Origin of the sequence: Microbacterium oxydans (assembly GCF_000956405.1) — a bacterium.
Classification (GTDB): Bacteria; Actinomycetota; Actinomycetes; order Actinomycetales; family Microbacteriaceae; genus Microbacterium; species Microbacterium oxydans_C.
Genome location: NZ_JYIV01000027.1, coordinates 154,596 through 169,229 on the forward strand (window position 1 = coordinate 154,596; position 14,634 = coordinate 169,229).

The window sequence follows — 14,634 nt, forward strand, 5'->3', positions numbered from 1 at the left end:
GAGGGTGCCTTTCAGGGCTGGTTTTCGAGTTGCTGAGGGACCACGACGTCGCCGGCCGTGCGGGAGGCGGTCGGGTAGAGGGCGAGCAGCACAGCGAGGCCGATCGCAGCCCCGACGAGCTGTGCAGCGATGAACGGCGCGACAGAGGCGGGCGCAATGCCGGCAAAGGTGTCGGTGAACATGCGGGCGATCGTCACCGCGGGATTCGCGAACGACGTAGAGCTTGTGAACCAGTACGCGGCGCCGATGTACGCGCCGACCGCGGCCGCCGTGGTCGATCCCTTGCCCGTGCGCGCGAGCGCGAAGATCAACAGCACTAGGCCCGCCGTGGCGACCACTTCCCCGACCAGGTGTCCACCGGTCGCGCGATCATTCGATGAGAGCGCGGGGGCGGCGTCGAACATCACTCCCGCCAAGAACGTTCCGGTGATACCGCCGAGAACTTGTGCGAGCACGTACGGGGCGAGGTCGCGCAGCGGGAGTCCCGTCCGGGCGCGGCGTCCGAGCAGCCAATCCGCGATCGACACCACGGGGTTGAAGTGCGCGCCAGACACGGGGCCCAGCATGAGGATCAGGACCGTCAGACCGAGCGCGGTGGTCAGGCTGTTCTCCAACAGTTGGAGGCCGACGTCATCCGGCGAGAGTCGCTGCGCCGCGATGCCGGAACCCACAACGATCGTGACGAGCAGGCCAGTTCCAAGGAACTCGGCAGCAGCTCGGCGCAGCAGGTGAGGTCGCGCGGGCTCGGACTGGGAGCGGGTAGCAATGTTCATGTCGGCTTATCTTGACCCGAGAGGTGTAGTTCAGTCAAGATTGAAACAATGAACACTGAACGAACTGATCAGGTGGAGGCGCGCGCGGCGAAGCACGCCGCGCTGGGTGACCCATCTCGCCTGCGGATCGTCGACCGTCTCACGCTGGGCGACCTCTCCCCCACCGAAATCGGGGTGGCGTTGGGTCTTCCCTCCAACCTCGTCACACACCATCTGAATGTGCTGGAGTCCGTGGGGATGGTCTCACGTTCACGCTCAGAGGCCGACAAACGGCGCAGCTATGTTCACCTGACCGAAACCGCGCTTCGCGGGCTCACTCCCGGCCGAGTGGAGCGCGCGGATCGCGTCGTGTTCGTCTGTACGGCGAACTCCGCCCGGTCGCAGCTCGCTGCGGCATTGTGGTCTACCCGCAGCAGCATCCCGGCGTCATCGGGAGGAACGCACCCGGCCGAGCGGATAGATCCGGGCGCGGTTGCCACAGCCGAGCGCCACGCCCTCGCGCTGCCTACGGAATCACCGCGCGCCCTGACTTCGGTCCTGACCGATTCGGATTTCGTGGTGACGGTGTGCGATAACGCTCACGAAGAAATCGGCGTCACGGGGCACCTGCACTGGTCGATCCCCGACCCCGTGCGGATCGGCACCGATGACGCCTTCGACACCACTTACGACGAGCTGGAGCGCCGCATCGCGGAACTCGCGCCGCGTCTCGCCGCCAGCTGAAACCCAACCCGGAAGAAAACCCGTGACCGACACCACCCCCACCGTCCTATTCATCTGCCAGCACAACGCCGGCCGCTCACAGCTCGGCGCAGCTCTCGTAGAGCACCTGGCCGGCGACCGATTCCGCGCCACCTCCGCAGGCCTCGCCCCTGCCGACCAAGTGAACCCCGCCGTGGCCACCACAGTCGCAGAACTCGGAATGGACATCACCGCCCGGGCACCTCGCGCCGTCACCATCGACGACCTGGATACTGCCGACATCGTGGTGCTGATGAAACCCGGGCTCACCCTGCCTTCCACCCCCCGCGGCGAAGTGCTGGAGTGGTCGTTCCCAAACCCGGAGTCCTGGGACGCCGAAGCTGTGCGCCCTCTGCGCCAGGCCGTATCCGAAAAGATCCAGACCACGCTTCTCAACCGTTGAGCTGACTGGAACGAAGCCCAGAGCCCGACGCTTGTCCACCTCATACGCCGAAACCCTCTTTCGGCGCACGTTTCTGGACCTTGTTCAACGGGTGCACAAGTCACTGGCCGCAGACGATCGATTTCGGTGCGGACGGTGGCTTCGCCGTCGATCCCTGCGCGACAGGTTTCGTGAGAATCCGCCACCTTTCATGAGAACAGCGACAACTTTCGTGAGAATGTGACAGGTTTCGTGAGAAACGACAGCCAACTTGTCCGATCTCACGAGAGTTGTCGTGAGATCGGATCGCGATCCCGCGAGTTTCCGGGACAGCTGTAGCCGGCACATGGAGCGACTTGCCTCATGACGCTTATCAAAATTCCGACGACGACAATGATCGACCAAGCTGACTTGCTCGAGAGGCGTTGGAGCCAGTCACCTGTGGCAGGGTGGATCGCCGCAGGGCCGCGGGCATGGGCACCCACTGCACCAGGGGCGCGGTCTAGGAAGACTCTGCTGCGATCGGGATGTCGATATGCCCGCGAGCCACGACGACGTTGCGCTGGATGACGTAGCACTCCACGTAATGATTCCCTCGGAAGGAGGTCACTTCGCGGCGCTCGGTGCCGTGGGTCGGACGGATGATCTCACCGCGTACGTGATCCCGCCGCTCAGCTTCGGCTCCTCGGTTCAGTACCTTCCAACGCACCTCATATGATCCCGGCACGTCGATGTTGTCGATCGCGAACGTAAGTTGTTTCTTTGCGGGCAGTAGCGAGAACAGGTTGAGAAATGAGTTCAGCGAGGTAGGACGGAATCCGTCCTGGGTCACGGTACAGCTGATCTCGACCGAAAAACGGATGTCCACGGGATGGGTGTCCTCGATGAACTCCTCCGTGTCGTTGAACGATCTGGCTGCAAGCGCATTCTCCCCTCCAGCCACTACTGCTGGGACGGACTTTCCGAATACTGCTCTCCACTTCTTGTACTCGTTCTTCTGACCAGCAGCGTCGACCGCCTCGGTGCAAAGCTCAGCGCCGGACGCAGCCTTCTTCTGGAAGCGCTTCTTGACTCGAACGCGCTGACGGCTTCCAAGCGCCAGATAGAAATCGTGGTCCACCTGGTCCGCGAGGTACAGAAGGAAGTCGCGCATCATCTCGCCGTAGGATTCGGACGTGCCAGAGCGATGTTCCGTCGTAGACGTTAGGAAATTGTACGCAAGGGTGTCTACGAGCAGCCCGCCCATCACGACTCCTTGCTTGTTGCGCCATGCTCGAGCGAGCTTGCACAAGCGTCGCAGATTGCCACTAGTAGCTGAGTCTTCCTCGCTGATTGCGGAGATCTCATCGCGAGGCTTCGTCATCTTCCACGAGTCGCTGTAAGTGTCCGGGTAGTCGAAGGACCCGTCCTCGTTTTCGAACACGGGCTGCACCTCGAAAGTGAAGTTCGAGAACTCCACTACGACGACCAACCTGTCGACCCCGACAGTCGTCGTCGGATACCGCTTCTGGATCGCAGCGCGGGCGCGCCGCAGCGCTTTGAGCGGCCCGCCTTCCTCCTCGTATGAGGCGCGCAGACTGGACGGCAATATGTACAGGAGGTCAAGGTCCGATATACCTTTGATCGCTGTCCAACGACCGTAGGAACCGACCATCAGCTTGTTCGCCGTGGAGCCGGTCAAGCTGCGGAACTCGCTGTTCAGAGCTTTCGTTACTTCGTCCCGCCGGTCGGCGATGCTCTCAGCAGTGTTGACCCTGAGATTGGTGAGGAGACCATCGAAGATGTCACCGGTTTGCGACATCAGTGCTCCCAATCCTCTCGAAGCGCCTCCGGCAGCATCAAATCGATCTCCTGCGTGCTGAGAGTGAGATCTTCCTTGTCCTTCAGGCCGGATTGAGCCATGGCATACGCCTGCGGTGTCGTTCGGGGGGCGTCCTTCAGCACGGCCTGAGCCGCCTTCTGCAGCTCGTCTCGTTTCTGCCGCGCCTGGTCGAGCGGCAGAGACTCGGACTTCAGGTCCACAATCAGCGACAGATACGACTCCCGCAAGTTCCATAGCAAAGCCGCGGTGTCGCGGTGCTGCTGCATCTCTTCGCCGTATCGGAATGTCCGGTCACCCAGGCTTGCCGCCGTGACTAGCACGGCGATGAAGGAGGTAGCTAGCGATGCCCACTGCGGGTCCAGCAGCAGCCCGAAGAGTGACGCTAGGAACGTCCCCGATCCGACCGCCGTGAGAACGAACTTCCAGACTCTTTGCCTCCGCGAGGACATCGCGCAGATGTCAGCTTGCTTCTCATGGGTCTTCTGCGTGTACGCGATGCGCCCATATAGCTCTCTCACCTGGTTGAGAAGCAAGTCACGACCCGCCTCTGACGGTTCTGTCTCTCGTCGATGCATCTTTCCCCCAGCCCACGGCGACAGTCCGCCGCAAGTGCATGCTAGCGGCGGACACCGACACGGCCCGTTTCGAAGGCGAACCAATGGGCGTAGCTCGGCCGGAACGTTGGGGACGAAGTCCCGCGCAGGCTACGACTCTTTCCGTTCACCCCAGAGAGAAACGACTCTGCATGCCCCGGAATTTACATCCGGCTCACAAGCGCGATCCGTCATGAAGCCTGAGCGAATTCACCGATAGAGGCGACGCAGTCGCGCTACTTCCTCGATTTAGAGAGCTAGCGGACATTCCCGCAACGTCGAGGACGACGAGTACAGTCTGACCCGTGAGCGATTCGTCTGGCCAGCCTCGTGTACGCGGTGTGATTGAAAGCGTCAATGGGCGTGCGAATGGTCGCGGCATCCCTGAACTCAGCCAGGCCGTTCTTCGTCTGGAGGATGGGTCGACGCTCGAGGTGCGTATGCCGCGGCCATTGGGAACAGAGCGGAATTTTCAGGCGCTCCCTGTCGCGTTCGATTTTGTCGACTTTGGTGTTTGCCCGATCTGCTTCGCGCCGGAGCCGCGAAGCCGAGAGCATGTGCCGCCCCACTCAGTTGGCGGGAGCGTGATCACGATGACCTGTGAAAATTGCAACAACGAGTTCGGCAGCAAGTACGAGCCGCACCTGCGCAATTGGTATGAGAACGCGATCGGGAAGGTACGACTCTCGGGCAAGACCGTTCCCGGCCGCCGCAGCGTTGGCGAGTACCTACTACGCGAGAACGCATCCGGCGGGTTTGTTCTCTTCCAACACGGCAAACACGACCCGGCGGTCTCTCAGATCTTGGGAGAACAGGAGTTCGAGATGAGCTACGAGATTGTCGACGCAACCCGTTCGCACATCGCAGCGGTCAAGACTGCATATTTGGCCGGATGCGTTGCGCTGCACGCGATCCCGCGGACGCCCCGCGCTGATGCGTTGAGAGCTGAGCTCCTCGTTGCCCGAGACGTGCCCCGTGACCAGAAGGCTGAGCTCGGCGACGTAGCGAGGTCCATCAAGGTCGCGCGTTCCGCACACGAACCGAGCCCTGGCGAGATCATCTTGATGGCAGCCTCGGATGAACTAACGGAATCGGCAATGGTGATCAGCTTCAATCGCGTCTTCGCCGTCGATTGGCCGTTCGACCCGATCACGGGATTCACAAGGCGTGTGGACTGATGGCGGCTCAGAACGATCGTCGCGGCCAGAAGTAGGTGGCACCGACGATCGAGCCCGCAAAGATCGTGGAACGCTTTGTTCTGCGTGCGCGACGGGTTGCCGCGCACTCACTCTCGCAGTCGAGGGACCGCCTCCAGGCGTTCGCCAACACCATGATCCGCGGCAACATCGATCTCGCGGGCCGCTTTACCGTCGTAGAGGACCTGCCCGATGAGGAGACCTTCGAGTCTCTCGTCGCTCGCCTGCGCCCGCTCACGGTCGAGTCGGAGCCGATCTTTTACAACCGGGTCCTCGACGCGATCACCGCATTGACTGCCGGGGCGGCATCAGCTTCCGATAGGCAGCGAATCACGGCCCTACGAGCAGCCTGGGGGTCTACGGAAATCCAGGGAACACAAGTCCAGGGATACACCGTTCAGGCGGTCGGACCCGATCATGCACCGACCAGCATCGTCTCGGATACGCAACTTGCGGCAGGCTGGCTCTACGCAGATCTCGTCCACGCGGACCCCCGCGGAGCGAAGGTGGCGGCGCTCGAGCATGATCTCAAGGAGCGCTACACCGCGGCGGTTCGCGTGTTCTCGCGCATCGCAATGCTCACACTCGACACATTGGACCTTGTTCGCGACCTGCAAGAACGATCGCTGATCATGTTGCCTGATGATGCATGGACGTCCGCGGTAAGCGTTCACGAGTCGGAGTCACCGATCGATGTGCGCGTGTTTTACGCCGACACCGGCACCGCGGTCCCTGATCTAGCGGAAGCCAGCGACCTGCCGACCGAATGGTCGCGCTTCACCGTCTCTGACCTGTTCCTGCAGGACCCCGCCAATCAGGTGTCCCTCACCCTTCAGACTGGCGACGAGCATACGAACCTCGAAGCCGCAGTCATGCACCGTCGCCCTGAAGAAGGCGGCGTCGAATGGGACATTTTCGTCGATGGGTGCCTCATCCTCACCTTCGCGTTCACATTCGAGAACGATCGGGCAGTCGCATGCACCCTCGCTGAGGAAAAGTACCTCGAACTCACAAACGCGCAAAAGCTTCGCTCCACACAGCTCGCACGGCGCCTGCACTCAGCAGATCGCGCGGTGTTCGACGTCCCCGGCGGAAACATCACCATCTCGATGGAGGACCTCAGCGCCGAAGAGGAACTCCAGATGCGCGTTATCGAGGAGGCGCTCAGTGATGTGATCGAGATCGAGAGGATCACGGGAAATGAGATCGGAGTCTGCAACGGACGCTTCACTAACCTGGAACGCGTCAGACTGCGGCAGACACGTCTGATCTGGGAAGGCAAAGTCGTCCATGCCCGCCTAAAGAGCGCGACCGTCACCTCACCATCGGGAAATCCACCGCAGGTCATCGCCATCAAGGAGGGATCGATCGCGTTCGCCGGGCAACAGATCCCAACGCCCGCGACGCACCTCTGGCATCAGCAGCTCGAGGTGCATCCCACCACGGCGACCGACAGCCCCGGGCACCCGCGCGACTACATCATGAGTCCGCCGCAAGGCGAGCACCTTGTAGCGTGGGCCCCCACACGGTTAGTCCGCTCTGAAACCGAGCCAGTGCTCGCGTCGCCGTGGGATCTCACCGGAATCGATGAAAAGTCGTTCCCGTAGCACCGACGAGTTCGGCACAACGCAGTCGACGCGCCGAGCACGGACAGAGCACCGGCAGCCCATCAGTTCCGTCTCGGCCAGCAAGGCAGGCGCGATCCTCACCAGAACTTTCCTGCACGCGGGCTTCACCAACTACGCCATAGTGGCGGGCTGCAGATGGCGATCGACGCGAAACGCGCCTGTCTCACCTGGAGCCGCCTGCGGAGTTCGCGGTGCCCGCCGAGTGGGAACGCACCTATCGACCACTCGCCGTGAAGACCCCTGCAGCTGGCGAGATCCTCACGCTCACGTACACAGCTGCACCCCGCACTACCCTCCCCAATCAGAAGCGCCCGGGGCGAGGTGCCCGTGCGCAGCCATTGGCGTAGCGGTCAGCCTGCACTCTCGAAGGCCGCGAAGCCCCTAGAGCTTCCCAGCGAGGACCATCGCGCGCATCGCGATCTTGCCGGCATTCATGATCCCGTATCGGTCTTCGACCCGCGCGGCGAGCTCGTTCACGGATTCTCCTGCTTCCGCGGCACCGAGCACGCTGCCGAGCAGCACCGATTGATCGTAGACATCTCCGCCGGGGGCTAGGAACTGCGCCATCAGCTCTTCGGTGGGAGTGAGGGGTTTCCCGCGCAACGGAGTGCTCACCTTCCATCGAGCATCCAGGCGGTTCAGCGAGTACCACTTCGCTCTCGACCGGACGGAGCTCGGCGATAGTTTGACGCCACCTTTCCCCGACGTCACGGCTGCGCGAGCCCAGATATTTCCCCCCGCTCCTTGAGGCTTCTGGAAGGTCATGTCGCTGCGCGCGATGACGGCCATCGGCTGCAGCATCAGGGTAAAGACGCAGGAGTCATGGACCTCGAGCCGGATCCGGCTTTCGTCCTCTCCCCAGCTGCCGCCTACCAGCTGACCCGACACTCGCAAGTCCTCCGCACCCTTCGAGCTGAAGAGCAGCGCCGGGCTGAGTACCGTCACCGGGGTTCGGCCCTTGTTGATCACTGTGATGACAGCGACATCGAGTGCGGGACCGTCCAGTCTGTATGGCATCCGCCAGTCGATGGCATCGGGGTTCTCCATATCTGCCGGAGAGGCACGCACCATCCGGAGGCCATCGGTTCGGCCGAGCTCGAGCTGCACCTTCAGGATGCTGCCGCCCCATACCCACTCCCGGACAGCCCAGAAGAGTGCCACAGCCGCGACGACCAGGATCCCCACCTGCACCAGGTCGGCAAGAGGATTAGGGGCCGGCGCGACGCAGGCGAGGGCGGCTAGACAGATCACGTGGCCTCCTGGCGGTCACGTGATCTTACCGAGGCCGACGCTCTGCGCTTCTCCGGACATGTCCGGCACGGGTCACTCGTAAGGGAGGGCGCTTCGCACAATCTTCAACGCTCCTGCTCGAGCAGCCTCGGCGAGCACCCTGCCGTGAAACAGTGGCCCTGTTCGGTACATTGATGCGACCGACTGGATCTGTCACGTATTGAATCGTCTCGCCTCGAAAGACCACGAATGGAGCCCCCATGGCCCAGGACTACCCGCTCGAGGAACTCAGTCCGCGCGCTTTCGAACAAATGACGATCGCCGTGTGTGAGGAGGTGTTCGGTCCAGGGCTTGAAGCCTTCGGGGCGGGGCCGGACGGGGGGCGCGAGGCCACCTTCCGTGGGCTCATTCGGTGGGGCACCGAGCCTGACGATCCGAACGTGTGGGATGGGTACACGGTGATCCAAGCGAAACAGCGCGAGCATCACTCCGTCGATCCCGCTAACAACCTCTCTTGGCTTCTCAAGCAGATCGACGCGGAACTCGAGAAATGGCTGGACATGTCCAGCACCCGGGCTTCAGTCCCGGACCACCTCCTTTTCGTCACGAACGCCCGCATCTCGAGTGCGCCGGGCGCCGGCATCGACCGCCTCACCGCGCACCTTGCCAAATGGTTGGACAACCCCGCGTCCGGCGACCCGAGAGTCACCCTGCGAAAGCGCGGCCTTCGACAGATCCGGGTGTGGCACCGAGACAAAGTCAACTCTCTTCTCACCGCGCACGGATCCGTGCGCAACGGGTTCAGGGCTCTCCTCACCGTGGGTGACCTGCTCGAACGCCTCACTCAGATTTCCGACACCTTGAGGCCCGACGAGCTGCATCCCTTCTTACACACCCACGCGGGAGCGGCGCTGTCCGCCGAACGCTGGGTCCATTTTCAAGAAGTTGGCGGCAGCGACCGCGAGTCCGTCGAGCAGATCGTCATCGACCTGAAAACTACCGACGAAGACGCAACGGAGTCTACGGTCCTCTCCGAGATCTTCACCCGGTCAAGCGCTGTGCTGAAACCCATGATGGCCGATCGGGTGGAGCGCCCCCACGTCGTCATAACCGGACGAGCAGGAAGCGGCAAGAGCACCATCACGAAATTCGTCACGCAGGCATTTCGCTCACAATTTGCGGCAGAAGAGTCTCTGCCACCCACCGCTCGGCACGTCCGCGAAGCAACCGAGGCAGCATTCCGCGGCCTCGGGACGGATGGTCCTACCGGGCGGCGATGGCCCGTGCTCATCAGGCTCACGGATTTCGCTGCGGCCATCGGGCCGAGCGGCGACCTCATGCTGCTCCGATTCCTCGCCGACACGATCTCGCGCCGGGCCGACATCGACATCAAACCGAACGTCCTCAAACGGTGGCTCACCTCCTGGCCGTCGATCATCATCCTCGACGGGCTCGATGAAGTGACCGCGCTCGAGGTCCGCCCACGAGTGCTCGACGCGATCACCTACTTTGTGGAAGACCTCGAGAACAGCAACGCCGACCTCCTCTGCATCGTCACCACCCGCCCCTCCAGCGACGCGGAACGATTCATGCCCGAACGATTCCGTCAACTTAACCTCACCTCCCTCGATCGGGAAACAGCAGAACGCTACGGGCGCATGGTCACTCAACGGCGCCTCGCCGACGATCCGGACCGCCGAGACCCACTCCTCGCGTCCCTGGAACGTCAGTTCTCACTGAGCACGATGCAACGCCTCATGAAGACTCCGCTCCAGGTACTGATCATGACGATCATCCTGGAGCGAGTCGGAACACTGCCCTCGGACCGCTACCAGCTCTACTCCCAGTACTTCGACACGATGTACACGCGCGAAGCAGGAAAACCCACCACCCTGGCACCCCTCCTCGCGTCACAGAATCACGCCATCATCTATCTGCACGAAACGGTCGGCCGGGTCCTCCACATCAAGGCGGAAACTTCCGGAGGCGAAAAATCGGTGATGCCCCGCGGGCAGATGCGCGAGCTTCTCGACGCCCGACTCACCGAACTCGAACACGACACAGACCGCCTCCGAACCCAGATCGGGGACCGGATCATGCAAGCCGCAACCGAACGGCTCGTCCTCCTCGTGCCCGCCGAAGACGACGGGTTCGCCTTCGAAGTCCGCAGCCTTCAAGAACTCATGGCTGCTCGGTCACTCGTGAAAACCAACGACGCCAACCTTCGCACGCGGCTCATCGCCCTCGCCCCCAGCCCGCACTGGCGCGCAACCTGGGTGTTCATGGCCGGATACGTATTCTCCAACGGCACCGACGAACAACGAGAAATGATCGTCCACATCGTGGAGAACGTCGACATCGGCGAGACGTGGCCCGGCTGGTTGAGCCCGATCGGCCCCGAACTCGCCGCTGCCCTCCTCGACGATGGCCTCGCCACCCAGACACCTAAATGGCTGCGCCGACTCGTCCAAGTCGCCCTCCGAGCATTGACCGGCCCGGCACCACGCAACATGCAGGCGTTCGCGGACGGCCTCACCGCAGCAGCCAGCGCCGATTCCACCACACGAAGCCTCATTCGCAACACACTCATCCAGGCCCTATCCGGGACTCCACGAGCAAGTCACACCGCCCGGTTCCTCCTCGCGATGACCAAGCTCGACGCAGGGATCAGTCAGGCAGCGCTCCGGGACGCCACAGAACCGATCTTGTCGAGAACCTCCGAGACCTTCGACTGCCTCGGCACCGTCCTCGAAGACCACATCTCGTCGCTGCCAGAACCCGGCGACGCGGTCGTGGCCCTCAGACCCCTCCTCGATGCTTTGAACTTCTACCACGCACCACCGTTCGGCAGCGGCGAGGTCGGCGTGACCCTCGTGCACAACGACACCGTCACCGACAATTCGACCGCGCAACTGATCGACGACCCACACACCGCCGCACTCCTCGAAGTCCTCATCGCCTCTCTCCCCCTCGAGAGCTGGCGCGTCCCGCACGGGGTGTCTGTCATCTACGAACGCGGCGCCGGCCGCCGCCCCGTCTCCGACCAACTCGACTGACCGTCACGAAACTGCACGCGAACCCCAACCGCCGCGCGCGCCGCACACATGCACGGAGACGAGTGGAGATGAAGTCGGCCATTTCGGACTGTTCCCCACTTCGGCGACGCGGGTCGTGGTGCCGATCTTGCCGCTGGGCCTGACCAGACCCCGCTCAGCAGCCGGTGGCGACACCGACCGGAGACTAGGGACGCTTCTTCGACCCAATCGACTTGAGCCCGCGGCGTCCACGGAGTAGACCGAGGTCCCGTCCTTGGTGCGGTCGTTCGAGCCGGCTCAACACAGCGTGTTGGGTCTCTGGCGTCCAAAAGATCGTGAGGCGCTCTCGAGCTCGGGTAACCGCCGTGTAGAAGATGCTGTGTGAGAAGCGGTCCTCGTTGGCGTCGGTGATCACAACCTTCACGGAATCGTACTCGAGACCTTGCGCCTTGTGGATGGAAACCGCGTAGGCGACTTGGAACGGAACCGTCTTGCTATTGGACTCGTCCTCCTCGTCGGTACTCCCCTGCTCCGAAACGGAGAAACGGACCGTCGAGCCGCCGAGCCACTGCAATCCGGAGACTCGCGCGACATCAAATGCCGTGAGTATCCGATCTAACTCGATGTCAAACTGGATCTGACCGGGGAAGGTTTCGATTCCAACAATCGTTCCTTTGAGGTTGTTGTAGATGACTCCTCTGAATCGCGAGGTGTCCCCGAATAAGACGGGGTCGCCGATCTTGTACGTTGAGACGCCCCAAACGGTCGCTTCGCCAGGATTGCCGCTCTGGAGGAACCGGTTGATGTTGTTGATGCCGTATAGGCCGTCGTAGTTGAGGCACAGGATGATCTCTTGGTCATTGCGCGGTGCGAAGAGGGTCTCGTCGAGCACGGCTGAGTAGCCGTAGTGAGCCAGCAACTCTTCGATGTTCGGCTCGATGCCGCGCACGGCATCCCAGAACTTCAGTAGCTGGGCGCTCTTCGTGCGGTAGGGGCTGGTGAGCTCGAACACCGAGGAGTCCGGCAGGAACGCCGGAGCCAACGTGAACCAGTTGCCGAATTTTATTGATTCGATCTGGTAACTGTCCCCGACAAGAACAAGTAGTTCGAACGACGTCCGCCGTAGCACCTGGAGGAGATCGTCGTTGCTGACGATGCTGCACTCGTCAATGAACAGCACGTCAAATTCGGTGCCGGTGTCGTTCCAGAGGTGGCTCGCGATCGTTCGAAACGTGGAGTTCTGGGCACTGACGCGCCGCTCAAGGTTGTTCTTCGCCGGATTGGTGTGCGCCAGGAACAACTTCCTCTTGTCGTTGAAAAAGTGAGCGATGTGGTCGATCATCGTCGACTTTCCCGTGCCGGCTGCACCGTAGATCAAGGCGACCTGGGAACTCGCGAACAGTGCTTTGAGCGCTGCCTCTTTCACCGGATCATCCACGTTCACCGTCGGCGTCTCCTCAAGCCATCGCTCGACCGCCTCGGTATATCCGCCGATCCCAGATTTGGCGTGGGCCTGAAGTTCTTCGATGATCTCGACCGAGTCGTCTTCGTACTCCTGGACGAAGACGTGCTTCTTGTCGTGGACGAGGTCCCGCGCCGGGCGGTGCCCGTGCCAGAGCTTGCTGTTGAAGGTCGCGATCAAAGCGTCAATGTCGCCGAAGCGCTCAAGCTCCTCATCGGGTGTGTAGAGCATGCCGTGCTGCTCGACGTTGTTCTTTACACGACGAGCAAGCAGCTCGTGGACGCGGTCACGAGTGTCCAGACTTTCGACCAGGTCGGAGAACGTGACGTTGTGCTTTTTCGGCGAGGTGCAGAAGGGCATTGAATCGAATGGCTTGCATCCGCGATCCAGGTTGAGATTCGAAAGCAGGCTAGAGGTTTGAGAGCTGTACTGCTGCTTGAGGATCAGGTTATTCATCCTGAGCATGAGGTAGCGGATCATGTTGTGCCCGGGGCGATGGCGGGAAATCAGATCGCGGGCCCTCTCAAGCACGGGAAAGATCGCCGCCTTCTGGACGCGCCGCGTGGCATCCTCTCGTAGCCCCGCAAACCTAGTGTCAGGAAGCGCGACGACATCGAGGAGTCCAGTCTCCGTTCGAGTCAAATACTTCATAAGCACGCGGTACTCACTGGACCCTGACGATACCTTCGACGCCACTCCGAACAACCGAGCGAAGTTGTCGAACTCGCACGGACGAATCGAGACCTCCCAGTCCGTGATGATGGTGATCGGCATCGTCTGGCCGAGCACGTCGATGGCTTCGGAAACCACGGTAAGGTTCGCCGCGTACTTGTCCGTCATCTCGATGTCCGTGAAGGCAATGATTCGGTCGACCTTCTGCAAGTGATCAGTCGTCGCGCGGAAGACTACCTCGTAGAGAATCCGCCCCTTCGTGAAGATCGGCCGGATTCGATGGACGTAGTACCGGTTCCGAACACCTCCTGGTGTCGGATTGGCGCGGACGGCATCGATCCGGGCGGCGATCTTGCGGTGGTACTCGCGAAGTGAAGGATCGAGGTTGACCGGAAAATCCTCCAGATTATTGAGCGTCTCAATCTTGCAAGCTGCCCGCAGCAGCAGGCGTAGCCTGATGAGGTACTCGTAGTACTTGAGCATCAGCCGCTCGGAGGTGTCACCATCCATCGTGTAGTGCGACACGCTCTCCTGTAGCAATTTGTGGAAACGGTGCAGGAACTGAACGCGCTTCGGCGCTGACCCGATGGCGACCAGCGCCGCCTGAATCGCGTCGTAGTCGTAGTCAGCATCAGCACGGCCCGTGTGAAGGCGAACCGCTGCTCCCTCTACGAGATTTCGAAGGTGTGACAAAACCACGAGCGACATAAGTGCACGATCGCCTTTCAGCGCAGCGATGCTGTCACAGATGGCACGATCGGCGCTACGGATCTGATCATCGACTGTTCTCATCGCCGCCCCCTTGCAAGCCTCGTCGTCGTGTCCAACCTGTGGCTCGTGCCAGAGCGCTGGGATGGATCGCTGTACGCTCAAAGTACCGCGCGTGGTTGCAGTACGTCACGAACTAGCCGAGTTCCGTCCAATCTTCAGCACGTACCTCGGCAGCCGAGCTACGCTCGAGCACTTCATAAATTGACGAGCCACCCCTACATCCGGCATGTACCCCACCGACCAAGCGCACGAGGCTCTCAACGCACGCGGCTTCTCCCACCCGAAGGAGACACTCCGGCGCATCACTCGGCACCCGGCGTCGCTGACCA

At 61.8% G+C, this 14,634-nt stretch carries 10 protein-coding genes; 5 read left to right on the forward strand and 5 right to left on the reverse strand.

The genetic code is table 11. The features are described from left to right. Window positions 1-11: 11 nt before the first annotated feature. Window positions 12-773, reverse strand: coding sequence for an MIP/aquaporin family protein (locus tag RN51_RS11510; protein ID WP_045264188.1), 762 nt, complete (start codon window positions 771-773; stop codon window positions 12-14). Window positions 774-821: 48 nt separating this feature from the next. Here RN51_RS11510 and RN51_RS11515 point away from each other — a divergent pair, with 48 nt between their 5' ends. Together RN51_RS11515 and RN51_RS11520 are read left to right on the forward strand one after the other, a co-directional pair. After that, entirely contained in the window at window positions 822-1,496 is a 675-nt protein-coding gene (locus RN51_RS11515) for a helix-turn-helix domain-containing protein (RefSeq protein WP_045264189.1), read from the forward strand. 22 nt (window positions 1,497-1,518) lie between these two features. Continuing rightward, window positions 1,519-1,917, forward strand: coding sequence for a low molecular weight phosphatase family protein (locus tag RN51_RS11520; RefSeq protein ID WP_045264190.1), 399 nt, complete (start codon window positions 1,519-1,521; stop codon window positions 1,915-1,917). A 481-nt stretch (window positions 1,918-2,398) separates the two neighbouring features. On the opposite strand, the gene RN51_RS11525 is transcribed toward RN51_RS11520, so the two are convergent. Further along, window positions 2,399-3,697 (reverse strand): nucleotide-binding domain-containing protein, encoded by a 1,299-nt coding sequence (locus tag RN51_RS11525; RefSeq protein ID WP_045264191.1) that lies wholly within the window; start codon window positions 3,695-3,697, stop codon window positions 2,399-2,401. Then, on the reverse strand, window positions 3,697-4,251 hold the full coding sequence (locus tag RN51_RS11530) for an SLATT domain-containing protein (RefSeq protein ID WP_197073244.1): 555 nt from the start codon (window positions 4,249-4,251) through the stop codon (window positions 3,697-3,699). Before RN51_RS11530 ends, RN51_RS11525 begins: the two co-directional genes overlap by 1 nt. Before the next feature lie 365 nt (window positions 4,252-4,616). On the opposite strand from RN51_RS11530, the gene RN51_RS11535 reads away from it, so the two are divergent. Next, on the forward strand, window positions 4,617-5,489 hold the full coding sequence (locus RN51_RS11535) for an HNH endonuclease (RefSeq protein ID WP_156149168.1): 873 nt from the start codon (window positions 4,617-4,619) through the stop codon (window positions 5,487-5,489). Window positions 5,490-5,524: 35 nt separating this feature from the next. Next, on the forward strand, window positions 5,525-7,114 hold the full coding sequence (locus RN51_RS11540; protein WP_045264194.1) for a hypothetical protein: 1,590 nt from the start codon (window positions 5,525-5,527) through the stop codon (window positions 7,112-7,114). 402 nt (window positions 7,115-7,516) lie between these two features. On the opposite strand, the gene RN51_RS11545 is transcribed toward RN51_RS11540, so the two are convergent. Beyond that, window positions 7,517-8,386: a hypothetical protein gene (locus RN51_RS11545; protein ID WP_153243567.1), complete on the reverse strand. Its 870-nt coding sequence runs from the start codon at window positions 8,384-8,386 to the stop codon at window positions 7,517-7,519. Between the two features lie 239 nt (window positions 8,387-8,625). Here RN51_RS11545 and RN51_RS11550 point away from each other — a divergent pair, with 239 nt between their 5' ends. After that, window positions 8,626-11,421, forward strand: a complete 2,796-nt coding sequence (locus tag RN51_RS11550; RefSeq protein ID WP_045264196.1) for an NACHT domain-containing protein — start codon at window positions 8,626-8,628, stop codon at window positions 11,419-11,421. Window positions 11,422-11,605: 184 nt separating this feature from the next. On the opposite strand, the gene RN51_RS11555 is transcribed toward RN51_RS11550, so the two are convergent. Beyond that, complete coding sequence (locus tag RN51_RS11555; RefSeq protein ID WP_045264197.1) at window positions 11,606-14,326, reverse strand: ATP-dependent DNA helicase; 2,721 nt, start codon at window positions 14,324-14,326, stop codon at window positions 11,606-11,608. Window positions 14,327-14,634: the final 308 nt, after the last annotated feature.